This window comes from Geodermatophilus sp. SYSU D00691 (assembly GCF_054050275.1).
In genome coordinates this window covers 141,023-163,533 of record NZ_JBJGYZ010000005.1, presented here as the reverse complement: position 1 = coordinate 163,533, position 22,511 = coordinate 141,023, and the positions used below count along the sequence as shown (strand labels likewise).

The following is a 22,511-nucleotide window of genomic DNA, read 5'->3' as shown; positions in this document are numbered from 1 at the left end:
CGCGGCCCAGTCCCGGCCGGCGCGCCCTCCGAGGCGTCGGCGAGGAGTGCGGCGTGCCGACCTACGTGGTCTTCCTCGACCGGAGCCGGCCGGACTGGCAGCTCCACGTCCCCGAGCTCGACATCTACCTCGCGGTGAGCTGGCCCTTCGGGGCGGAGCAGGTGGTGGCCGCGCAGATCGCGGCGGCCACCGGCCGAGCGCCCGGGGACTTCCGGTTGCGGGTGGTGTCCACCGACGCCCGCGACACCTACCTGCAGGACCCGGGCGGGGCGGTCGAGGTGCGGCACCGGGACGGCGGCTGGTACGCCGGCACCCGGCTCGGCTGGCTGCGCCACACGGACGGTCGCTGGCGCGCGCTGGTCTGCTACGACGTCCACGGCGTCGAGTGGGAGCGCGCGGTGCCCGGTGCGCGGCTGAGGACGGGGATCGCACCGTGATCGGGCCGGATCGGGTCCTTCGTCCCTGAGGACGGGCGGCTCCCGCCGCCACGCTGGGAGCATGCGGGGACGCCGGACGACGGAGCGCTGGCCGCCGGCACCGGGGCGTCGCGGCCCGGTGCCGGTCGCCGCGGGCGTGCACGTGCTCACCCTCGGTCCCGGGACGCCGGCCTCGAACGTCCACCTCGTCGGCTCCGGGACGTCGTGGGTGCTGGTGGACGCCGGGTGGGCCGGCGACGCCGAGGCGATCCGGCGGGCGGCCGGGTCGCTGTTCGGCCCGGGGGCGCGCCCGGCGGCCATCCTGCTCACCCACGTCCACCCCGACCACTCCGGCGCCGCCGGGGACCTGGCCCGCTGGTGGGACGTGCCGGTGCACGTGCACCCGGACGAGTTGCCGCTGGCCGCCGGGAAGTACCTGCCCGAGTACGACATGCCGCTGGACCACTGGGTCGTGGTCCCGTTGATGCGGCTGCTCCCGGCGCGGATGCGGGCCCGTGTCGAGGCGGCCGGCGACATCACCGACGTGGTGCGTCCCCTCGAGCCGGCCGGGGTGGTGCCCGGGTTGCCGGACTGGGAGTGGATCGCCGTGCCGGGGCACACGCCCGGTTCCGTGGCCTATCTCCGGCGCGGCGACGGGGTGCTCATCTCCGGGGACGCGCTGGTCACCGTGGACCTGAACTCGGTGGCGGGGCTGCTCGGCGGGCGGCGGCGGCTCGCCGGGCCCCCCTGGTGCACGACGTGGGACCGGGCGGCGGCGCGGCGGTCCGTGGCGGCGCTGGCGGCACGGGACCCGCAGGTGCTGCTGCCCGGGCACGGGTACCCGCTGACGGCCGGGACGGCGGCGGCGCTGCGCTCGTTCGCCTGCGGGGAAGGCGCCCCGCGTCCGCGGCTGGACCGCCTCCTCGTGCCGCTCGGCGACCCCGGCGCCCAGCGCTACCGGCCGCCGCCGCGGCTCTACGCCCGGCTGCAGTGGCTGGGGCACGCGCTGACCGCGCTGGGGCTCAGCCCGGGCTACGTGGTGACGCTGGAGGTGCCGGGCCGCCGCAGCGGCGCCCTGCGGCGGACGACCCTGGTGCTGGCCCGGCACGAGGGGCGGGGCTACCTGGTCTCGCTCACCGGCGAGTCCGAGTGGGTGCGCAACGCCCGCGCCGCCGGCGGGCGGGTGGTGCTGTCCCGCCGGGGACGTCGCCGGGCCGTCGCGCTGGTGGACGTGCCCGTCAGCGACCGGGCGCCGGTGATCCGCGACTACGTCCTGCGGGCGCGGCGCCGGCCGGGGTCGACCGCGGTCGCTCGTGAGGCACGCGCCTTCTTCGGTGTCGGCCCCGACCTGACCGAGGAGGAGATCGCCGGCGTCGCCGACCGGTTCCCGACCTTCCGCGTCGAGCCCGACGTCGGTGCCGACGGGCAGGTGCCAGGAGCGGTCCGCCTCGGAGCGCTGCGGTGACCGCCGGTCCCGGGGCGGGCAACCCGTTGCTGGAGGCGGCGCTGAACCTCGCCCGGTTCCACAAGGAGCACGAGCGCTTCCACGCCTCCGCCCCGCTGGAGACTGCGCTGCGGCTGCAGCGGCACGCCCGCGCCCTGCTGGCGCTGGCCGACCGGTGGACCACCGTCGCGCCGGCGGAGCACCGGGCGGGGAGCCCCTTCGCGGGGGCGGACGACCTCAACAGCGAGGCCGCCACGGCTCTCGACGGCGTCCTCTTCATGGAGGGCGAGGGGCGCCCGGCCGAGCTCACCGCCATGATCGGTGAGCTGCGGGCCGACGGCGAGGCCTTCGCCCGTGGTGGCGAGTGGCTGGTGCACGCCATGCAGGCGTCGTGGCAGCTGGCCGCGGCGATGCTGGAGTTCGACGGACTGGCCGACGTGATGGGCGAGCGGCACCGGATCATCAGCAACGACTGGCTGGCCGCGCACGAGCAGTCGCTCGTCGGGACCCTGCTGGCCCGCGCCGCCGACATGCTCGACCGGGTCGAGCTCACGCCGGCCGCGGTCCGGGCCGATCTGGCCGGACCACGGGTCGTGCCGCGACGGCTGTACGCGGTCGCCGAGGTCGTCTCCCGTGCCGCCGACCTGTGCTGCGAGTCCGCCGCGCTGGTGCACGACAACGAGCGCCGCTGGCGGGTGACCCGGGAACGCACCGAGCAGCTGGTGCGGGAGATGACCGCTCCGCAGTGAGACGTCAGGGCGTCGCCGGCCCGGCCGGCCGGAAGGCGACGAACGGGTGCTCGCGGACGAACTCCCGGCCCCGGGCGTCGTCGCGCAGGTCGCCCCAGCCGAGGACGCGGCTGAAGAAGCGCAGCCGGTGCGGGTGCTCGCGGCGGAACCGCGCGATGACGTCGAACGCCTCCTCCTCGGAGAGGAACCGCTGCTCCGGGGTGAACGTCTGCCCGCCCAGCTGCACCTGCACCGCGGGATGCGCCTGCACGTTGCGGTACCAGTCGGTCTGCGGGCCCCAGCCGGCGCAGATCACGGCCTCCCCGGTCGCCTCGTCGTAGCGCGCCACCATCGCGACCGTCCGGTGCGGCTGCCCGGTCTTCCGGCCGAGGTGGGTGAACGCGAGGAACGTGCGGCCGACCGCCGGCCCGACGCCGTGCTCGTAGGCCTTCAGCGGGAGCCGGAACACCGCGACCGCCAGCCGCCCGGGCCTGCGCCGCAGCCCCATCAGCGGCCGGCCGCCGGCCGCGCCGGTCTCGACCTCAGGCGTCATGGCCCTCACCTCCGCCGTCGTGCCCGACAGCCCACCGAACCGGGCGGGTGGGGGAGGCGACAGGGCCGACGGTCCCGGCCCGCGCAGGCCTACGGCGCGCGCAGTTCCACCACGAGCACCTCCGGGCGGGCGCCGACCCGCATCGGCGGCCCCCAGTAGCCGACGCCGGAGCTGACGTACAGCTGGGTGGCGCCGAACCGGCGGTAGCCCTCAACGACCGGTTGGCCGAGCCGGACCACGTGGTCGAGCGGCCACAGCTGGCCACCGTGCGTGTGCCCCGAGAGCTGGAGGTCGACGCCGGCGGCACGGGACTCCTCGATCTGCACCGGCTGGTGGGCCAGCAGAACCACGGGCACGGACTCGTCACGACCGTCGAGGGCGGCGTCGAGGTCCGCGCCGTGACCGGGGAGGCCCGAGCCCGCCGCGGAGACGTCGTCGACGCCGGCGAGGTCGAACGTGACGCCGCCGCGGCCGAGGGCGACGCGCTCGTTGCGGAGCACCCGCACGCCGAGCGTCTCGAGGTGCCGCAGCAGGGCCACCGTGTCGACGTAGTACTCGTGGTTGCCCGTCACGAAGTGGACCCCCTGCGGGGCCGTCAGGTCGGCCACCGGCGCCACCTCCTCCCGCATGCGGGCCAGCCGGCCGTCGACGAGGTCGCCGACGATCGCGATCGCGTCGGGGCGCTGCGCGTTCACCGCCTCGACGACCCGCTCGAAGCGGGCACCTCGGTACGTGGAGGAGAGGTGGCCGTCGGAGAAGGTCACCAGCCGCATGCCGTCGAGGGCCGGGTCGAGCGTGGGCAGGGTGATGGGCAGGCGCCGGACGACGGGCGCGGAGTTGGCGTCGCGCGCCCCGTTGCCGGCCACCACCAGCCCCGCCGCCCCCGCCGCCACCGCCAGGCCCCGCGCGAGCAGCAGGCGGCGGGACTGCTCGTCCGGCTCCGGGACGGGCGGCGCCGCGGCGGGCTCCGGGACGGCGGTCCGCCGCCGGCGGCGCAGCCAGAGGTGGCCGCCGAGCCGCACCGGTTCCAGCACGAGCAGTGCGAGGCAGGTGTAGAGGGCCAGCCCCAGCCAGCAGAAGCCCACCCACTGCAGCGGCACCAGCGCGACCGGCGGGTAGTGGACGACGAGCACGACGACCAGCACCGCCGCCAGCGCCAGGAGCAGCGCGGTGAGCCACCGCCGGGCCCGGCCCCGCCGGGTGGTGGGGCGGACCAGCCGCTCCCACAGGTAGCCGTGCAGCAGCAGGACGGCGACCAGGAGGAGGACGTCGGAGGCGGTCACGGGGCGCGCTCCGCGGCGGTCAGCCGTCCGCGCCGACGGGCACCGTCACCGTGAGGGACACCAGCTCCTCGCCGCGCCAGTTCCACCCGGCCAGCTCCAGCCGGACCGTGTCGCCGCCGTCGTCGATCACCTCGACCGTGCCGAACTGCCCGGCGCCCGGGAAGGCGCCCTCGCTGTACGGCCCGCCCTTGACGTCGCCGGGAGAGTCCAGCGCGGCGGCGTGCAGGAGCGGGAAGCCGCCGCCGCCGGTGCTGCTGTAGTCGGTGTTGGTGCCGTCGTCGGCGGCGACCATGTGCGCGTCGCCGCTGACCATGACCAGGTTCTCGATCCCGGCGCCGGCGATCGTGTCGGCGATCTGCCGCCGCTCCCCGGCGTAGCCACCCCAGTCGTCGCGCCCACCGGCGGCGGGCGCCACCCACGGGTCGGGGTTCACCCAGATCACCGCGGCGTGGGTGCGCGAGGCGGTGACCAGCTCCTCCTGCAACCAGGCCAGCTGCGAGGCGCCGAGCATGGTCGTGCCGGTCCGCGACGAGCGGGTGTCGGTGAGCACGATGCGCACGCGGCCGACGGTGAAGGCGGAGTGGATGGCCCCGCCGTCCCCCTCGACGAGCTCGTGGTGCGGCACGTAGGTGCGGTAGGCCGCCCGTGCGGCGGCGCGGCTCGGGGAGGAGGCGTCGGCGTCGTTCGGCCCGTAGTCGTGGTCGCCCCAGACGTAGGCGACCGGGACCGACCGGTAGAGCGCGGCCTGGGCGGGAGCGGTCAGCACGTCCTCGTAGCGGTCCCCGAACAGCGACACGTCGTCGGTGCCGACGTTCGCGTAGTGCAGGTCGCCCATGTGCACGAACAGCAGGGGATCGGTCTCCCGGACCGCGTCGAACACCGCTCCGCTGGACCCGGTGCGGGCGCACGAGGCGAGCGCGAGGGTGAAGGAGGCCGGCCCCTCGGGCACCGTGGTGAAGCGGCCGGTGCCGCGGGTGCCGTCGGGGTCGCCGTCCACCTCGACCGCCCACCGGTAGTCCGTGTCCGGGGTGAGCCCGGCCACGTCGAGGCGCACCACGCCCTCGGCCGTGGGGGCGACCGCGGGCGACCGCACCTCCCGGCCGCCGTCCAGGGGGCGGACGACGAGCCGGACCTCCTCGGCCGGCCCGTCCAGGGAGGCCACCACCTGCGCCGAGCGGCTCGTCACGCCGCCGCTCCAGGCCCACTCCACGGCCTCGACCGGCAGCGGCAGCGCCGCCGAGCGCGGGTGCAGCGGGCCGAAGAAGGTGTCGTTGACCGCGGCCGCCGCGCCGAGCGTCCCCGCGAGGAGCAGCGCGGTGACCATCGCGACGACGACCACCGAGCGCATGCTGCGGCGGTGCTGCCAGACCAGCCAGAAGCCGACGGCGGGCAGCAGGAAGGCGACGGCGACGAGCAGGCTGACCCACGGCTGGTAGGCGAGGGCGGCGAACACCGCCAGCCCGGTCCCCGCCACCGCGGCGAGCACCGCCCCGGCCGCCGGCCAGCGCAACGACACCAGCAGGGCGACCAGGGCCAGCGCCAGCAGGCCCAGCTGGATCGAGCGGGCCAGCGAGGGGCCGATGGCCGTGCCCTCGGGGGTGGTCGGCAACCCCTCGACCAGCGCGAGGGAGACGAACAGCGTCAGCATCGCGGTCAGCCAGCCGCGGGACAGCCGCCGCAGCCCGGTCTCCTGGTCGGGGCGCAGGCGCAGCATCCCCGGGCCGGCGGCCACGTCGCCGGGCAGCTCCCACGGGCAGGCCGAGCAGCCGCGGTGCCACCGGCGGCGCTCCAGCGCCCACCAGGTGGTCAGCACGAGCGCCAGGCCCGCGAGCACGCCGGCGACGGCGTCCGAGGGCCACGCCGCCCGGTCCCGGACCAGCTCCACGGCGACGAGCACCACGCCCGCCCCGGCGGCCGCGAGGGTGACCAGCGCCGGGGCCCGGCGCCGGGTGCGCACGAAGACCGCCAGCGACAGGAACCCGGCGAGCAGGGTCGCCTGCAGCACCGGGGCACTGGGCAGGGAGCCGGTCAGGCCGGCCATCGGCCCGTCGGGGGGGAACGCCCGCTCCAGCCGGTCGGCCACGACGGCCTGCGCGACCAGCGCCCCCGCCACGACGGTGAGCTGGCCGAGGGCGAACGGCACGCACCGCAGGCCCAGCAGGCCGACGACGACGGAGAGGGCGACCGCGACCGGGACGCTGCCGAGCAGGTGCCAGGGGAGCAGCGGCTCGCTGCGGACGGCGACCTCGTCGTCGATCTCGGCCAGCAGCTGCGGTGCACCGGCCGTCGTGAACACGAACTGCACCGCCGCGGCGGCGCCGAGCACCGCCGCCCAGCCGAGCAGCAGCACGCCGCGGGGCCGTTCCTCACCCGGTCGGGGTGGGCGCTGCCCCAGCGGCGTGCTCGCGAGCAGCGGCCGCGCCCAGCGCGGCGGGTCGGGCCACGTCGCGACGGCGACCAGCGAGTAGCCGGCCACCGCCGCGAGCGCGACCACCAGCAGGAGCAGCAGGGCGTACATCCAGGCGAGACCGGCGAACATCCCCTCGGCCGGGGCGTAGTTCTTGGTCGCGCCGCGGGCGCCGTAGACGGCCAGGCCGCCGGCCGACAGCGCCAGCAGCAGGTAGTGCACCCGGGGGCGCAGCCCGGCGGCGAGCGCGGTGTCCGGGGCGGCGCCCGTGCGGACGAACGTCGCCACGGCGCGGGCCTGCAGCGCGGCGGCCCGGTCGCGGCCGTGCCGGCGCCGGCCGTGCAGGGCGTCACGGAGCAGGGTGAAGCCGGAGATGAGCAGCCCGGCGCCCATGATCGCCGGGACGAAGATCTGCGCCCGGTCGACGTCGGCGTCGTCCCACCAGTCCTCGCGGACCCGCCGGCGGGTCACGACGGCTCCCCGTCCGGCTGCAGGACGACGGTGCCGGTGTCGCCGTCGACGGTGACCAGCCGGCCGTCGGCCACGGCGGTCGCCCCGGCCACGTTGAGGACGGCGGGCAGGCCGAGCTCGCGGGCGACGATCGCGGCGTGGGAGAGCGGGCCGCCGCGCTCGACGACGATCGCGCCGGCGCGCAGGAACAGCGGCGACCAGCCGGCGTCGGTGGCGGCGGCGACCAGCACCTCGCCCGGCGCCAGCAGCTCGGGCCGGGGCTCGGTCAGCACCCGCGCCCGTCCGGTGTGCCGGCCCGGGCTGGCCGCCCAGCCGGTCAGCCGGTCGCCGGCCGGCGGCTCGGTGGGGCGGGTGCCGGGCGTCCCGGTGAACCGCACCGGCAGCGGCGGGTCCAGCGCGCGCTGCGCCAGCCAGCGGCCGCGGCGGGCGAGTTCCGCCGGCGGGGGCGCGTGCCCGGTGGGGGCCCGCCGCAGCTCGGCGTCGCGCAGCAGGTCGACGTCCTCGGGGCGGGTCAGGATCCCGGCCGCGGTGAGCCGGCGGCCGAGCTCGAGGTGCACCCGCCGGACCTCGCCGCCGACGGCGAGGACGGCGGCCTTGACGTTCTCCCGGCGGGCCAGGCCCTCGGTCGCGTCGCCGATGAGCCGGCGCAGCACGTGCATCCGGACGTCGACGAGCTGCCCGGTCAGCACGCGCACCCGCCGCCACCTCGGCCGCCCGCTCAGCTCCTCCTCCAGCTCGGCGCGCGCGGCGTCGCGCTCCTCGCGGCGCGACGGCTGCGGCGGCAGCGCGGTCTGACCGGTCTCGGCCCAGGTCGGGCCGGCGAACACCGACCGCGACGTCGCCGCGGACCGGTCGCGGCGGCTGCCCGCGCCGACGGTCACCCGCTGTGCCGCGGTGGCCGCCTCCTGCTCGCCCAGGTGCCCGGCGAGGGTCGCCTCCAGCGCCCGGTAGGCGCCGACGGCCGCCGAGGCGACCGCCAGCTCGACCGCCGTGCCGCGGGCGCCCAGGTCGACCAGCCGGTGCCGGTAGGCGAGCAGGGCCGCGTCGGTCATGCCCTCCAGCGGCGGCGGCGCGTCGAGGACCGCGTCGGCGGCGGCCAGCACCACCTCGGCCTCGGCGGCCGCGCGGCGGCGGGCGGCGGCGGCCCGCAGCTGCACCCGCCCGGTGCGCCACCAGGGAGCCGGCTCGCCCTCGTCCGCGCCGGGGACCGCCGTGCCGAAGTACTGGCGCTCCAGCTCGGCCGGTGACCCGCCGGGGACCGCGCGGGCCGCCTCCTCCACGAGGTCGAGGTCGAGGGCGGCGCGCCCGTGCACCCGGCGGACCAGCTCGTGCGGGCCCAGGCGCCCGTCCGGCAGGCCCCACAGCCGGCCCAGCACCTCCCGCAGCGCCTCCTCGACGATGAACGAGCCGACGTCCCACACCAGCGGCGGGAGCAGCCCCGGCAGCGTCTCGCCGATGCCGGCGGTGGTGAGCTCGGCGTCGTCGGGCGGGGTGTCGCAGCCGTCGTCCAGGCGCGCGGGGCCGGTGGTGATCGGCCGCGCCTGCACCACCCAGGTGGTCGAGCCGTCCCACGCCCACTCGACGTCCTGCGGCCGGCCGCCCTCGGCCCGCTCCACGCGCAGGGCGAGCGCGGCCGCCTCGCCGACCTCCGGGGGGACGGCGCCGCCCGGCGCACCGGCGCGCGGCAGCAGGAAGACCTCGGGCGTTCGCTCCCCGGAGACGAGCGCCTCGCCGAGCTCCGGGACCGACTCCACCCGCACCCGGTCGGCCGCCCCGCCCGGGTCGACCGTGAACACCACCCCGGCCGAGCGGGCGGCGACCATGCGCATGAGCACCGCGGGCATGGCGACGTCCTCGTCGGGGATGCCCCACGCCCGCCGGTAGGCGACCGGGGCCGGGTGCCACAGCGAGGCCCAGGTGAGCCGGAGCGCGTCGAGCACCTCGTCCGGTGCCACGCCCAGCGACGAGCGGTACTGGCCGGCGAAGGAGGCGGCGGCCATGTCCTCGACGGTCGCCGAGGACCGCACCGCCAGGCGGCCGCCGGCCGCGGCCTCGCGCGCGCCGGCCACGATCGCGGCGGCCAGTTCGTCCGGCACGGGGACGGCGCGGAAGGCGGCGTCGACCTCGGCGGCCGGCACGACGGCGCCGCCGTGCCGCACCCGGTCGAGCAACCGCGCCAGCCCGGGGTCGGCGGCGACCGCCCGGTACGTGTCGGCGGTGACCACGGCGGTGGGCGGGACCGGGAAGCCCTCCTGGACGAGCCGGTCGAGGGAGGCCGCCTTGCCGCCCAGCTGGTCCACCGGCGCCGGGTGGCCGGGCAGCAGCGGCACCACGACCCGCGTGGCCGTCCGCCCGGTCATCGGGGCGCGGCGGGCTCGGCGGTCAGGCCGGCCCGGTAGGCGGCGACGCAGCGGTCGGCCAGCCGCTCGACCGGCTCACCCGTGGCGCCGGCCTGGCGGTGCAGCCAGGCGGTGAGGTCGGGCCGCAGCGCGACCGCGGACCGCCCCCGCGCGCCGGCGAGCAGGGCGCCCAGCTGGAGGACGAGCACGGCCCCCAGCAGGAGGCCGAGGTCGGGATCGGAGTCGCGGATCGTGTCGACCAGGGCCACCACGACGCCGACCAGCGCGGCGGCCTGCAGGAGCGGGATGCGACGCACGGCGGCCGTCCGGGGGTCGGGGGAGCGGGGTGGCTCCGACGCTAGGTGGCACCGCCCGGCGCGCTCCCGTGCCGACCGGCCTGGGGAGGAGGGACCTTCGGCGCGCTCAGCGGCGCCGGCGGACCGCTCGCGCGACCAGCCACGACACGACGACCCAGCCGAGGACGCCCGCCCCGACGACGCGGTTGACGTCGACGGCCGGCTGCCAGGTGACCTCGCCGTCCTTGACCACGTAGGCACCCGCGGGGCGGGCGATCAGGCCGAAGCCGCCGCCCTCGCCCTCGCCCTCCTGCGCGCCGCCCTGGCGGCCGGAGCCGCCCCCGCCGCCCCCGCGGACGACCGCGGCGGGGATGACGGTGACGCCGTCCCGCTCGTAGGGCTCGCCGAAGACGCGGCGCACCGTGAGCGCGTCGCGCACGGTCGGGATCAGTTCGGACATGGTCATGGACGGCTCCTCCGTCGTCGGGTGGTGGCTCGGATGCTCTTGTGCGCGGTGTCGGCCAGCAGCACGGCGGGGACGGCGGCGAGGGCGATGCCGAGACCGAGGACCGGGGGCACGGCCTGCCCGAGCAGGTCGGCCACGGGCGGGACGCCGAGCATGATCGCGAGGAGCAGGAGCTCGACCCCGATCGCCCAGACCAGCAGCCGGTTGCCCCGCAGGCCCACCCGGAAGAACGGCCGGGTGGCGCTCCGGCACGCCCACGCGTTGGCCACCTGGCCCAGCACCACCGCGGCGAAGGCGGCGCCGCTCGCGCCGGCGAGCACGCCCGCGTCGACGTCCTCGCCGTAGGACCAGCCCGCGCCGGTCAGCACGGCCAGGAACGCGAGCATCGACACCGCCGCCTCCACCGGCCCGAGGACGCCGAACGCCCGCCCCAGGACCGCGCCGTCGACCAGACGGCGGCGCGGGGGCGGACCGTCGAGCACCCCCGCCGACGCGGGCTCGGCGCCCAGCGCGAGGGCGGGTCCCTGGTCGGTCGCGATGTCGATGCAGAGGATCTGCAGGACACCGAGGGCGAGCGGGACGCCGCCGGCCGTCGCGGTGAAGACGAGGAAGGGCGTCAGCTCGGCGACGTTGTCCGACAGGTGGTAGGTGAGGAACCGCCGGATGTTGGCGAAGGTCGCCCGACCCTGGCGCACCGCGGCGACGATCGTGGCGAAGTGGTCGTCGAGCAGCACCAGGTCGGCGGCCTGGCGGGCGACGTCGGTGCCGCCCACGCCCATGGCGACGCCGATGTCCGCCGCCCGCAGGGCGGGCCCGTCGTTGACGCCGTCGCCGGTCATCGCCACGACGTGCCCGCGGGCCCGCAGTGCCTGCGCGATGCGCAGCTTGTCCTCGGGTGCGACCCGGGCCACGACCGCGCCGTGGCGGTCGAGCAGCTCGCCGAGGGCGGCCTCGTCCGTGGGCAGGTCCGCACCCTCGACGACCACGCTGTCCGGCCGCCACAGGCCGATCTCCCGGGCGATCGCCTCGGCGGTGGCACCGGAGTCACCGGTGATCATCGCGACCGAGATGCCGGCCCGGCGGCACTCGGCGAGGGCCTCCCCGACGTCGGGACGGGGCGGGTCCTCGATCCCGACGAGGCCGAGCAGTTCGAGCTCCCGCTCGGCGGCGTCCGCGTCCTCGGGCAGGTCGACCGCCCGGCGCGCGACCGCGAGCACGCGCAGCCCTCGGTCGGCGAGGTTCCGGGCCGCGTCGGCGGCGTCCCCGGCGTCGCGGCAGCGGGGGAGGACCGTGTCCGGGGCGCCCTTGACCGACAGCTCGCCGGCGGTCCAGACCGACATCCGCCGGCGGCGCGGGTCGAACGGGAACCGACGCCCGGCCTCGGGCGCGCCCGTCGCCGCCCCGGTCTCGCCGAGCCGCCGGGCCAGCGCGTCCAGCGCCGCCTCCATGGGGTCGCCCACGGCGACCCACGTCCCGTCGTCCTCCCGGGCGTGCCCGGTGGAGCAGAGCACGGCGGTCCGGGCCAGCGCCCGCGCGGCGGCCAGCGCGTCGGCACCGCCGTCGACCGCGGCGGTCGGCTCGTACCCGTCGCCGTGGACGGCGACCGGGCCTCGTGGGGTCCAGACCTCGACGACCGCCATCCGGTTCTGCGTCAGCGTGCCGGTCTTGTCGGTGCAGATGAACGTGGTGGAGCCGAGGGTCTCCACCGATTCCAGCCGCCGGACCAGCGCGTTCCGGTGGGCGAGCAGCTGGGCGCTGCGGGCCAGTGACAGCGTCACGGTGGGCAGCAGCCCCTCCGGCACCAGCGCGACGGTGACGCCGACGGCGAAGAGGAACCCCTCGCTCACCGGCAGCCCGAGCAGGAAGCCGGCGCCGAAGCAGACCGCGCCCAGACCCACGGCGGCCACGGTGATGAGGCGGACGACCCGGTCCAGCTCCTTCGCCAGCGGCGTCTTCGCCCGCTCGACGGTGCGGGTCAGGGTCGTGATGGACGCCAGCCGGGTGTCCCCGGCGATGGCGACCACCTCGGCGGTGGCCTCGCCCTCGACCACGAAGCAGCCGGCCGAGGCGGTGTCGCCGGCGTCCTTGTCCACCGGCACGCTCTCGCCGGTGAGGGTGGCCTCGTCGATGCGCAGGCCGTGCACGTCGACCAGCCGGAGGTCGGCGGCGATGCGGTCGCCGGCCTCCTGCAGCACCAGGTCGCCGACGACCAGGTCGACGGCGTCGACCTCCTGCCGGCGGCCGTCGCGGACCACGGTCACCCGGTGCGGCACCAGGTCGCGCAGGGCCTCGGCGGCCTTGTCCGCGCGGTACTCCTGCACGAAGGCGAAGACGCCGTTGAGGACGACGACCACCACGATGGCGACCGCCAGCTGCGGCAGCCCGCCGACGAGGGCGAGGACGGCGGCCCCCCACAGCAGCAGGGCGAAGAAGTGCACCACCTGCTGCACGAGGAGCCGCATCGGCGAGGGCGGCTGCTCGACGGGCAGCCGGTTGCCGCCGGGCGGCCGCCGGCGTGCCGCCTCGGCGGCGGTCAGGCCACCGAGGGTGGTCGCGGGCGTCGTCACCGCTGCGCCAGGCGGTCCATCTCCCGGGCGATCGCCGTCTCGTCGATCGGCCGGCTCGGCGGGCCGAACGTCGACCAGGCGTGGAAGGCCAGGCCGACGCCCCAGCCGGCCATCGGGAACAGCGGCCACGGGAAGGTGGCCCCGGCGGTCAGCGCGATGACGAGCCAGACCGCCCACAGCGCCCCGTTGACGATGCAGTACGCCACCAGGTGCTCGGCGAACTGGCGCCGGCGCTGCAGCCGGCGGATCGCCTGCGTGCGCAGGTCCGGGTGGGCGAGCGGGACGTCGTCGGTGGACATCGGGATCTCCCCGGGTCGGTCGGCGCCGCGGTGCGCGGCGGTCGGCCCAGCCTCGCGCCGTCGCCCGGGCCCGGGCGTCGTCCGTACGTCACCGATCGACGCCGACCTTCGGCCCTTCGGGAGGGTCCGGACGCCCGTCAGCGTGGACCCGTGACCGTCGAGCGCGCGGGCGCCGCAGACCTGGCCATGGCGGCGCTCTCCGCGAGAGGTGCGGTCCCCGAGCAGCTCGGCGTCGTCCTGCGGCTCGCCCCCGGGACCCGGGTGGACCCCGAGGCGCTGCGGCGGGTGGCCGCCGACCGGCTGGGGGCGGTGCCGCGGCTGCGCCAGCGGCTGGTCCGCGTGCCACCGCTGGCCGGCCGCCCGCTCTGGGTCGACGACCCGGCGTTCGACCCCGCCGCCCACGTCGACCGGCTGGTGTGCGCGGCGCCGGGCGACGAGCGGGCGCTGCTCGACCTCGCCGCGGTCCTCGCCCGGGAGCCGCTGGACCGCACGCGGCCGCTGTGGTGCGCGGCCGTGGTCACCGGGCTGACCGGGGGAGGCGCGGCGCTGGTCGTCGTCCTGGACCACGTCGTCGCCGACGGCATCGGCGGCCTCGCCGTGCTCGGCCGGCTGGTCGACCCCAAGCCCGGGCCGGCGCCGGTCCCGCTGCGCCCCCGACCGGGCTACCCCGTGCTCCTGGCCGAGGCGACCCGCGCGAAGCTCGCCGCGCTCGGCCGGGTGGCGGCGGCGTGGCCGGCCGTCCGCGCGTCGCTGCGCGCCGGCGGTGGGCTCCGGCCACCGCGTGCCGCGGCGTGCTCGCTGCTGGCCGCCACCGGCGACGACCGGCGGTTCGCCGTCGCCCGTGCCGACCTCGCCGCGCTGCACGCCACCGCGGCCGCGGCCGGCGCCACGGTGAACGACGCCGTCCTGGTGGCCGTGACCGCCGCCCTGCGCGACCTGCTCGCGGCCCGCGGCGAGTCGGTGCCCGCCTTCCGGGTGGCCGTGGTCGTCGCGGGCCGGCGGTCGGCCGACCCGGCCGCGCTGGGCAACGCCACCGCGCCGGTGGTCGTGACCGTGCCGGCCGAGGGGCCGGAGCCCGACCGGCTGCGCCGGATCGCGGGCGTGGTCCGGCGCCTCCGGGCGGACGCCGCCGGGCCGAGCGCGCTCGCCCTCGCCGGTGCGCTGTTCCGCCTGCTCGCCGAGCTCGGCCTCTACCGCGCCTGGCTGCGCCGCCAGCGGCGGTTCCACACCCTGGTGAGCAACGTCCCCGGGCCGCCCGGCCCGGTCGCGGTCGGCGGCCTCCCGGTCACCGGCATGGTGCCCTTCGCCGTCGGGGACGGCGGCGACGTGACCACGTCGTTCGTCTGCCTCTCCTACGCCGGCACCCTGGTGGTGACGGCGGTGGTCGACCCCGGGTGCGTGCCGGACCTGCCCGCGCTGACCGCCGCGCTGCAGGCGGCCCTGGACGGGCTGTGCGCTGCGGCCACGGTGCCGGCCGCTCACACGTAGTCGGCCCTCCTCAGCCAGGCGAAGGCCGCCCAGCCGGGGAGCACCGGCAGCCAGAACGTCGCGATGCGGAAGAGGAACACCGCGGGGACGGCGACCGTGTGGTCCATGCCGGCGGCGACCAGACCCGCGATGAGAGCGGCCTCCAGGGCGCCGAGGCCCCCCGGGGTCGGCGCAGCCGCGGCGACCGCTGCGCCGGCCAGGTACACGGCTCCCACGGTCGCGAGCCCCCGACCGCCACCGAAGGCCCGCGTGGACAGGTAGACGCAGACGACGTAGCCGAGGGTGACGACGGCGGACCCGCCGAGCAGGAGGGCCGACCTGCCGGGGCTGTGCAGCACGTGCGCGATGCCGGCCAGGGACCGGCGCAGCAGGGGGAGCAGCCGGCCGGCGACGAGCCGGCGGACGGCCGGCACGGCCGTCGTCGCAGCGCTCAGGGCCAGGACGGCCAGGGCTCCCCAGCCGGCCACCTCGGGGTTCGGCAGCCGCACGGAGCCGAACGCCGAGCGGCCGGCCCAGACGGCGAACGCCAGCAGCAGGGCCAGGTGGACGAGGAGGCCGGCCACGGTGCTCAGCCCGACGGCGGAGGTGGCCACCGGCAGGTCGACGCCGCTGCGCTGCAGGAAGCGGACGTTCAGCGCCATGCCGCCCAGGCCCGCCGGGACCAGCCTGCCGGCGAAGGAGGAGGCGAGCTGGGCCAGCAGCGTGGGCAGCGGGCGCAGCCGGGCCGCCACCGCTCCGGCGACGCCGAGCGCGGCGCCGACGTAGGTCAGCGCCGACGCCCCCAGGACCAGCGGCAGCCAGGTCCAGTCGGCGTCCCGGACGTGGGCGACGATCCCCGGCACGTCGCCGAGCTGGGGCGCCAGGACATAGGTGCCGACGGCCAGGGCCAGCACCGTGATCACGGTCCTGGGCCGCAGCCGGTCCAGGTGGGCGAGCCCGGGCTCGGGCACCCCGCACCGGGCGGCCACGGCCGCGCGGATCCGCCCCAGCAGGTCCCGGCGGTGCCTGAGCGCCTCCTTCGTGGCACCGCCGAACGTGTCCGGCTGCAGCCGGGGCAGCGACGCGGCCACCGGCTGGGGGCCCAGCACGGCCACCGCGGTGCTCACGACCGGCTCGACGCCGGCCTCCAGGGCCAGCGCCACGAGGAGCTGGGCGACGTCGGCGTCCAGCAGCGCGTCGTCCGCGGCGGCCTCGCTGAAGCCGAAGTCGATCAGCCACGGCCGGCCCCCACGGTCGAGGAGGACGTTGGCGAGGCGCAGGTCCCGGTGGGCGATCCGGTGCCGGTGCAGGATCGCCACCTGCTGCCAGATCTCCCGCAGCACCGGCAGGGTCACCGCGGCGGCAGGCACGCGGTCCAGCGACGAGCCGTCGACCCGGTCGAACGACAGCAGCAGGGAGTCGCGCCCCACCGTGGCGACGGTGCGCAGGCGCGGGGTCCGCACACCGGCGTCGCGCGCCAGCAGCGAGACGAGCGCCTCGTGCTCCACGGTGCGCCGCAGCGAGGAGAACGGCCGCTCGTCCCCCACGTCCTTGAGCCGGACGTACCGGTAGGCCCGGAACAGCAGGTCCGCGGCCCGCTGCTCGGCGCCGAGGACCTTGGCGAACACCCGGGTGCCGTCGTCGAGGGTGCCGAACCAGGGGACCGAGCCGCGGGCGTCGACCGCGGCCGGCTCGAGACCGACCAGCGGCAGGCCGCTGCCCCGCAGAGCCGCGGCGACGGCGGCCGCGGTGGGCCGGGAGCTCGGGCGCCCGAACGCCAGGAGCACCCCGGCGCCGGCCGCAGCGCCGAGGACCACCGCGAGGGCCAGGTCGGTCGGCCGGGTGACCGGCACGAGCAGCCGCAGCCCCACGACCAGCACGAGCACGAGCGCCCCGGCGCGCCCCCACGCGCGGGAGACGGAGGGGGCCAGCACGACGAAGGACGCGGCCGTGACGGCGAGGCCGTCGACCGCGAGGGTGGTGTCCAGGCCCCCTCGCCGCGCCACCTCGCGCGCCAGCGCATCCGTACCCGGGCGGTCGACGAGCGCTGTCGCCGCCCGCAGCAGGCCGGCCGCGAGGAGCCCACCGGCGAGCAGCGCGCTCGACAGGCGGTAGCGGCGGGTCACCAGCGGGAAGACCCACGCGGCGGCGAGCGAGGCGACCACCAGCAGCGTCGCGGCGCCGACCAGGACCCGCCCGACCGCCGGGGTCAGGAAGGACAGCCGCCGCACCAGGTCCTCGTCGAGGCGCAGCAGCGCGTCGTCGGCCCAGCCGACCAGGCCGAGCAGCAGCAGGCCGGTCAGGGAGAGGACGAGGGTGCGCAGCAGGTCGCTGGGGGAACGGACGTAGCCGGTGACCTCCTCCTCGGTCCGGTCCGCGGCGGCCGGGACGGCGACGCGCTCGGCCGCCGCGGTCGTCCCCGTCACGGCCGCCCGGTCGGCGTCGCGGTCCGGGCCCGGACCGTGAGGTAGGCCACCCGGCCGACGGACTCGAGGACGCCGGCGCTGAGCAGTGCGGTGCTGATCAGCGCGAGGGCGCTCGTCGACTCGCTGCTCACCTCGCGCTGCACCACCTGCAGGACGACGAGGACGAGCAGGACGGCCACCTCCTGCCAGGTGCGCTCCAGCACCAGCCGGCCGTCGACGCGCTCGGCCCGGCCCAGCATGTAGCGGCCGCGCACCACCCCGAGCGCCGCACCGATCAGGGCGCCCACCAGGAGCGCGACCAGGTGGGCCGAGCCCGCGGCGACGTCCTTGGCCAGGATCCCGCCGACGAGGAGCAGCGCCGCCAGCGGCTCCAGCCACTGCTGCCACAGGCGGACGGCCCGCTGCCGCCCGCCGAGGTGGTAGCGGCGGCGCAGCACCCTGCGACGCCACATGCCGGCAACCGCCAGCACGACGAGCACGGCCAGCACGACCAGCTCCAGGACACCGTTCTCCGCGGGCGGCCCGGACGCGGCCAGCGCCTGGGTCCCCGTCGACGCAGCAGTGGGCACCGGACCTCCCCGCGCCCGCCGGACGGGACCGCCGACGGGACCGGGCGCCCTCCCGCCGGGCGGGGGTGTGCGTGCCGACCGGACGCTATCGGGGCCCGGCTCCGCGCCGGAAGGTCCTCGGTCCCGACCGGGGACGACTCCCGACCCGGTCAAGGCGACCGGTCACGGCCCTAGCGTGCCGGTCATGAGCGAGCAGCTGACCCGCCCGCCGTCCACGGCCGCCCGCCGGGCGAACGCCGTGGCCGGCGTGCTGGCGAACGCCGTCCTGCTGGTGCTCGTCCACGTCTGGCCGGGCTGGGACGTCGTCCCGTTCCTCACCGACGACATGGCGCTGGTCCTGCCGTTCGTCGACGCCGCGCTGGTCGCGGGCATCGTCGTCGCGCTCGTGCAGCTGGTGCGCCCCGAGGGCTGGCTCGCCCCGGCCGGCACGCTGGTGACGACGGCGTTCGGCCTCGTCGCGACCGTGCGGGTGCTGCAGGTCTTCCCGTTCGACCTGAGCACCGGTTGGGAGACCGTCGTCCGGATCGTGCTCTGGATCGGCATCGTCGGCGCGGTCATCGGCCTGCTGGCCGCACTCGTCTCCCTGGTCCGGCTGCGGACGTTCGGGCAGCGGTAGGCACCCCGACGAGCAGGTTCAGCAGGGCGCCGGCGGTGACGCCCGCGGCGGCCCCGCCGACGACGTCCAGCGGCGCGTGGCCACCGAGGTGGATGCGGGCCAGCGAGTTGAGGACGGCGAGCAGCAGCACCACCACCTGCCAGCGCCGCCGGAGGTAGGGCAGCAGCAGGACCACGACGCCGAAGGCGATGACCGCGTGACCGGACGGGAAGGACGCCCCGGCCGACGGCACGTCGCGCAGCACGGCGCCGGGGATCGTCGTGCCGGGCCGCTCGCGGGTGACCAGCTCCTTGAGCACCGCCCGCTCGACGACCAGCTTGAGCGGCACCAGCAGCACGAGCGCGGCGGCCAGCCGCCAGCGCCGGGTGGCGGCGGCGGGGATCGCGACGAGCAACGGCATGCCGAGGACCCCGAGCAGCTGGAACAGCCACAGGACGCCGGTGACGGAGTCGGGCCACTCGTTGACGAACCGGAAGACCGACCGCTCCAGCGGCCCGACCGTGCCGCCCGCGACGGCGACGGCGCAGGCGGCGGTCACCGCCCCGGCCGCGGCGGCGGTCACCGCGTCGGCCGGCCGGCGCCGCACGGTCGTCGTCATCCCGTTCCGTCCCGGACCAGCTCGCGCGCGTGCAGGTGGTGGTCGACACCGGCGCCGTGCCGGTAGAGCAGCCAGGCCACCACCCCACCGAGGATCGGCAGGAACCACGTGAGGAAGCGGAAGAGCAGCACGACGGCGGTGGCGGCCGTGCCGTCGACGCCGACGGCGGTCAGCCCGGCGACGTAGCTCAGCTCGGCCACCCCGAGCGCGCCGGGCGTCACCGGCACCAGCGTGACCAGCCGCGTCACGGAGAAGACCGCGAGGGCGACCAGCCAGGAGATGTCGCTGCCGGCGCCGTCGACCAGCCGCAGGGTGGTGAGGAAGAGCAGGAACAGCGCCAGGTGGCTGGCCACCGCGGCGGCGCTGAGCCGGGTCCAGCGCTCGTGGACGAAGGCGAGGGAGTCGTCGCGGAAGCTCTCGGTCCGCGCCACCCAGCCGCTCGGGCGGGGCCTTCGGACCAGCGCGCACGCGACGCCGGCCACCCGTTCGGCGGCGCCGCTCACCACCGCCGCCGCGCGCGGGTGCGCGAGCACCGCGATCAGCGCACCGGCGGCTCCCGCCAGCACCACGACGCCGACGACGGCCGCGACCACGAGGCCCTCGGTCACGTCCCCGGTGGCCGCGAGGGCGGCCAGGGCGAGCGCCGGCATGGCCAGCTTCACCAGGTTGTTCCAGATGCCGGTCAGCGCGATGGCGCGGGTGATCTCGTCGGCGCCGAACCCGAAGGTGTGGAACATGACCGCGTTGACCCCGGCGCCCACCGCCCACCCCGCCGGCAGCGTGTTCGACATCGCCGTCGAGACCTGGTCGGTCAGCATCGCCCGGCCCAGCCCCAGACCCGGCAGCGCCACCGCCCACAGCGGCGCGTAGGAGAACAGGTTGACCAGGGCGACGGCCGCCAGCAGCAGCACCTCCGGGCGGGACAGCTCGCGGATGAGCCCCCACGCCGCGGAGTAGTCCCCGATCCGGGGCAGCACGCCGGCGAAGATGACGACGGCGACCAGCACGGTGAGGGCCGCGCTGCCGATCCGCGCGCGGAGCGCCCGCCGGGGCTCCGTCGCGGTCACAGCAGCAGGCGGCGCTCGAAGCGGCCGGCCAGCAGTGCTCCTCCGGCCGCCGGGAGCCAGAAGGTGAGGAGCCGGAAGACGAGGACCGCGGCACAGGCCGAGGCCAGCGGCGCGCCGAGCGCGGTGAGGACGAGCAGCAGCACCAGGTCGGCGGCGCCCGGGGTCCCGCTCACCGGGACCACCGACCACAGCAGGTGCAGCACCGCGTAGACGGACACCGTCTCCAGCAGGAGGAGGTCGCCGCCGACCGCGTGCACCACCGCGGCCAGCGTCGCGGCCTCCAGCACCACGGCCAGCGCCGCCCACCCGAGCAGCGGGCCCCGTCGCCACGACGCCTCGACGTCGTCGCCCCGGCGCATGCCCTCGCGCAGGCTGGTGACCAGCCCGCGGCGGGCCTCCGCCCGGTCGTCGCGGAGCGTCGGGTCGTGCCGCCCCGCCAGCCACTGCCCGAGGAGCACCAGCGCGGTCGCGGCCGCCCCGAGCACGACCGCCGGGACCATGGCGGCCGGCGCCCGCCAGGCGATGAGGCCGCCCTCGACGAAGGCGAGGACCAGCGCGGCGACCGCGACGACCACGGCGGCGACGACCGCGCCGGCCGTGAAGCGGTCGACGCCCCGCCGGGCGGTGACCGGCTGCACCCCGGCCCGCTCCAGGTAGCGGGCGGCGGCCCGGCGCCAGCCGACGCGGCCGTGCAGCAGCGTCGCGCCGTCGGCCACCATGGACGCGCCGTAGGTGCGCCCCAGCGCGAGCCGCCGATCGACGACGGCCAGCGCACCGGCGGCCGTCGCCGCACGGGCCAGGACGGCGAGCGCGAGCCCGGCGCCCAGCCAGCGCCAGCCGCCGACCTCGACCGACTCGACGACGGCGGTGGCATCGCCCAGCACCGGCACCCCGACCAGGACGGCGAGGGTGCCGGCGGCGGCGGCCAGCCGGGCGGGCAGGCCGGGTGGCGGGAAGGCGGGCCGGTCCGGGTCGGGCATCCCGACGCGGGCCCGGACCTCCTGCCGCAGCTCGCCGAGGCGGTCGTCGTGCCCGGCCAGCCCGGCCCGGGTGGCGGCGGTCAGGGACAGCGGGGCGAGACCCGGCAGCGCGTGGCCGACGGCGCGGGGTCCGAGGACGTCGACCGCGCTGTCGACGACGGTGGCCGGGGGGAGGCGCAGCGCCAGGGAGGCCATCAGCTCGGCGTGGTCGCCGGCCTGCTCCTGCTCGTCGGCGGAGGTCCGGGCGTTGCCGAAGTCGACGATCCACGGCCGCCCCTGCTCGTCGACGAGCACGCTGGAGGCGACGAGGTCGTGGTGGGCGATGCCCGCCTCGCGCAGGAGCGCGACCTGCTGCCAGACCTCATGGAGGAGGTCCGCGGTCACGTCGCCCGGCGGCAGCTCGTCCAGCGGCCGCCCGGTGACGTACTCCTGCACGACGACGGCGCCCCGGTGGTCCCCGCGGGCGTGGACGACCCGGGGGACGCGCGCGCCGCACTCGCGGGCGGTCAGTGCCGCGAACGCCTCCTGCTGGGCCTGCTGGTCGAGCGGGGCCACGGCGTCGGCGTCCTTGACGTCGCGGAAGACGAGCAGGCGGTAGAGGCGGTGCAGCCAGTCGCGCTCGAAGGGGTCCGGGTCCAGCAGCTTCACGTACAGCCGCCGGCCGCCGGCGTCGACCCCCTCGAAGGGGTGGGAGCTGCGCGCCCGCACCCCGGCGGGCCCCAGGTCGTGCAGGGGCAGGCCCAGGCGGCGCAGCAGCTGGCCGGCGCGGGCGGCGTCGGGGTGCCACCGGGGGACGCCGAACACCCAGTGCACCAGCGCCCCGATCGCCCAGCCGGTCGCGAGCCCGCCGACGATGTCGAGGGGCAGGTGGGCGCCGACGTAGACGCGGCCCAGCGCGACGAGCCAGGCGAGCGTCCAGACGATCCGGCGGCCGCGCCGGGACAGGTAGGGCGCGGCGGCGGCGGCGAGGGCGGCCGCGACGGCCGAGTGGCCGGAGATGAACCCGAGGCCGGTGATCGGTCCCTCGTGCAGCACGGCGCCCACGGGCAGTCCGCCGGGCCGCTCCCGGCCGACCACGCTCTTGACGAAGTCGGCGGTCACGTAGGCGAGGAGTCCCGAGATCAGCAGGTCGCGGGCCATCCGCCACCGTCGCGTGACCGCGGCGAGGCCGGCCACCACCGGGACGGCGACCACGTTGCCCAGCTGCATGACCGCCCAGACGACCGGGAAGAGGATCCCCGGCAGGTCGTTGACGAGCCGGAAGAGGTCGCGCTCGAACGCCGACAGCTCGCCCTGCTGGGCGATGAGGAAGCCGATGCCGGTGACGGCCAGCCCGAGGAGGACCCGGACCAGGTCGGTGGGGTGGCGCACCGGCCGTCCCGCGGCCCGGTCCCCGGCGCCCGTGCGGGGGGCCCGGCGCGCACCGGTGGTCAGCGTGGCATCCATGGCAGCGAGTCGACACCGCGCACGGTGGCGCCGGGCAGGGTCTTCCGGCCCTCGGGGTGGGACCGCGCGCCCC

18 protein-coding genes are annotated in these 22,511 nt (G+C 77.6%); 5 read left to right on the top strand and 13 right to left on the bottom strand.

Going from position 1 to position 22,511, the window contains the following annotated elements; genetic code table 11:
• The first annotated feature begins 53 nt into the window (after positions 1 to 53).
• The 3 genes from ACI797_RS05570 (at position 54) to ACI797_RS05560 (ending at position 2,609) form a co-directional block, all read left to right on the top strand.
• Complete coding sequence (locus tag ACI797_RS05570) at positions 54 to 437, top strand: hypothetical protein (protein WP_456857518.1); 384 nt, start codon at positions 54 to 56, stop codon at positions 435 to 437.
• A 61-nt stretch (positions 438 to 498) separates the two neighbouring features.
• Entirely contained in the window at positions 499 to 1,881 is a 1,383-nt protein-coding gene (locus ACI797_RS05565; RefSeq protein ID WP_456857517.1) for a nitroreductase/quinone reductase family protein, read from the top strand.
• Complete coding sequence (locus ACI797_RS05560) at positions 1,878 to 2,609, top strand: hypothetical protein (protein ID WP_456857516.1); 732 nt, start codon at positions 1,878 to 1,880, stop codon at positions 2,607 to 2,609. Before ACI797_RS05565 ends, ACI797_RS05560 begins: the two co-directional genes overlap by 4 nt.
• A 4-nt stretch (positions 2,610 to 2,613) precedes the next feature.
• Here ACI797_RS05560 and ACI797_RS05555 read toward each other — a convergent pair whose 3' ends face one another.
• From ACI797_RS05555 to ACI797_RS05520, 8 genes are all read right to left on the bottom strand, one after another.
• Positions 2,614 to 3,141, bottom strand: a complete 528-nt coding sequence (locus ACI797_RS05555) for a nitroreductase family deazaflavin-dependent oxidoreductase (protein WP_456857515.1) — start codon at positions 3,139 to 3,141, stop codon at positions 2,614 to 2,616.
• Between the two features lie 89 nt (positions 3,142 to 3,230).
• Positions 3,231 to 4,424: a metallophosphoesterase gene (locus ACI797_RS05550; RefSeq protein ID WP_456857514.1), complete on the bottom strand. Its 1,194-nt coding sequence runs from the start codon at positions 4,422 to 4,424 to the stop codon at positions 3,231 to 3,233.
• 19 nt (positions 4,425 to 4,443) lie between these two features.
• Positions 4,444 to 7,302, bottom strand: a complete 2,859-nt coding sequence (locus tag ACI797_RS05545) for an alkaline phosphatase D family protein (RefSeq protein ID WP_456857513.1) — start codon at positions 7,300 to 7,302, stop codon at positions 4,444 to 4,446.
• Positions 7,299 to 9,662, bottom strand: coding sequence for a PEP/pyruvate-binding domain-containing protein (locus ACI797_RS05540; protein ID WP_456857512.1), 2,364 nt, complete (start codon positions 9,660 to 9,662; stop codon positions 7,299 to 7,301). The genes ACI797_RS05545 and ACI797_RS05540 overlap by 4 nt, the downstream gene beginning before the upstream one ends.
• Complete coding sequence (locus tag ACI797_RS05535) at positions 9,659 to 9,958, bottom strand: hypothetical protein (RefSeq protein ID WP_456857511.1); 300 nt, start codon at positions 9,956 to 9,958, stop codon at positions 9,659 to 9,661. The genes ACI797_RS05540 and ACI797_RS05535 overlap by 4 nt, the downstream gene beginning before the upstream one ends.
• Positions 9,959 to 10,064: 106 nt before the next feature.
• Entirely contained in the window at positions 10,065 to 10,403 is a 339-nt protein-coding gene (locus tag ACI797_RS05530) for a hypothetical protein (protein WP_456857510.1), read from the bottom strand.
• Positions 10,400 to 12,970, bottom strand: coding sequence for a cation-translocating P-type ATPase (locus ACI797_RS05525; RefSeq protein ID WP_456857508.1), 2,571 nt, complete (start codon positions 12,968 to 12,970; stop codon positions 10,400 to 10,402). The genes ACI797_RS05530 and ACI797_RS05525 overlap by 4 nt, the downstream gene beginning before the upstream one ends.
• A complete protein-coding gene (locus ACI797_RS05520) occupies positions 12,967 to 13,269 on the bottom strand; it encodes a 2TM domain-containing protein (protein WP_456857507.1) in 303 nt (100 codons plus the stop codon). The genes ACI797_RS05525 and ACI797_RS05520 overlap by 4 nt, the downstream gene beginning before the upstream one ends.
• 150 nt (positions 13,270 to 13,419) lie before the next feature.
• Between ACI797_RS05520 and ACI797_RS05515 the strand changes: the two genes are divergently transcribed.
• The gene (locus ACI797_RS05515) at positions 13,420 to 14,757 is read left to right on the top strand and encodes a wax ester/triacylglycerol synthase domain-containing protein (RefSeq protein WP_456857506.1); all 1,338 of its coding nucleotides are present in this window, start codon (positions 13,420 to 13,422) and stop codon (positions 14,755 to 14,757) included.
• Here ACI797_RS05515 and ACI797_RS05510 read toward each other — a convergent pair.
• Together ACI797_RS05510 and ACI797_RS05505 are read right to left on the bottom strand one after the other, a co-directional pair.
• The gene (locus ACI797_RS05510; protein WP_456857505.1) at positions 14,748 to 17,162 is read right to left on the bottom strand and encodes a lysylphosphatidylglycerol synthase domain-containing protein; all 2,415 of its coding nucleotides are present in this window, start codon (positions 17,160 to 17,162) and stop codon (positions 14,748 to 14,750) included. The two genes, ACI797_RS05515 and ACI797_RS05510, sit on opposite strands and share 10 nt — an antisense overlap.
• Entirely contained in the window at positions 17,159 to 17,731 is a 573-nt protein-coding gene (locus tag ACI797_RS05505) for a hypothetical protein (RefSeq protein WP_456857504.1), read from the bottom strand. Before ACI797_RS05505 ends, ACI797_RS05510 begins: the two co-directional genes overlap by 4 nt.
• 184 nt (positions 17,732 to 17,915) lie before the next feature.
• On the opposite strand from ACI797_RS05505, the gene ACI797_RS05500 reads away from it, so the two are divergent.
• A complete protein-coding gene (locus ACI797_RS05500; RefSeq protein WP_456857503.1) occupies positions 17,916 to 18,347 on the top strand; it encodes a hypothetical protein in 432 nt (143 codons plus the stop codon).
• Here the strand turns inward: ACI797_RS05500 and ACI797_RS05495 are convergent.
• From ACI797_RS05495 to ACI797_RS05485, 3 genes are read right to left on the bottom strand one after another with little or no spacing between them, the layout of a single operon-like run.
• Entirely contained in the window at positions 18,286 to 18,945 is a 660-nt protein-coding gene (locus tag ACI797_RS05495) for a phosphatase PAP2 family protein (protein WP_456857502.1), read from the bottom strand. The genes ACI797_RS05500 and ACI797_RS05495 overlap by 62 nt on opposite strands.
• Entirely contained in the window at positions 18,942 to 20,012 is a 1,071-nt protein-coding gene (locus ACI797_RS05490) for a lysylphosphatidylglycerol synthase transmembrane domain-containing protein (protein WP_456857501.1), read from the bottom strand. Before ACI797_RS05490 ends, ACI797_RS05495 begins: the two co-directional genes overlap by 4 nt.
• Positions 20,009 to 22,438 carry a phosphatase PAP2 family protein gene (locus tag ACI797_RS05485; protein ID WP_456857500.1) on the bottom strand — a complete coding sequence of 810 codons (2,430 nt, stop codon included), beginning with the start codon at positions 22,436 to 22,438 and terminating at the stop codon, positions 20,009 to 20,011. Before ACI797_RS05485 ends, ACI797_RS05490 begins: the two co-directional genes overlap by 4 nt.
• Between the last annotated feature and the right edge of the window lie 73 nt (positions 22,439 to 22,511).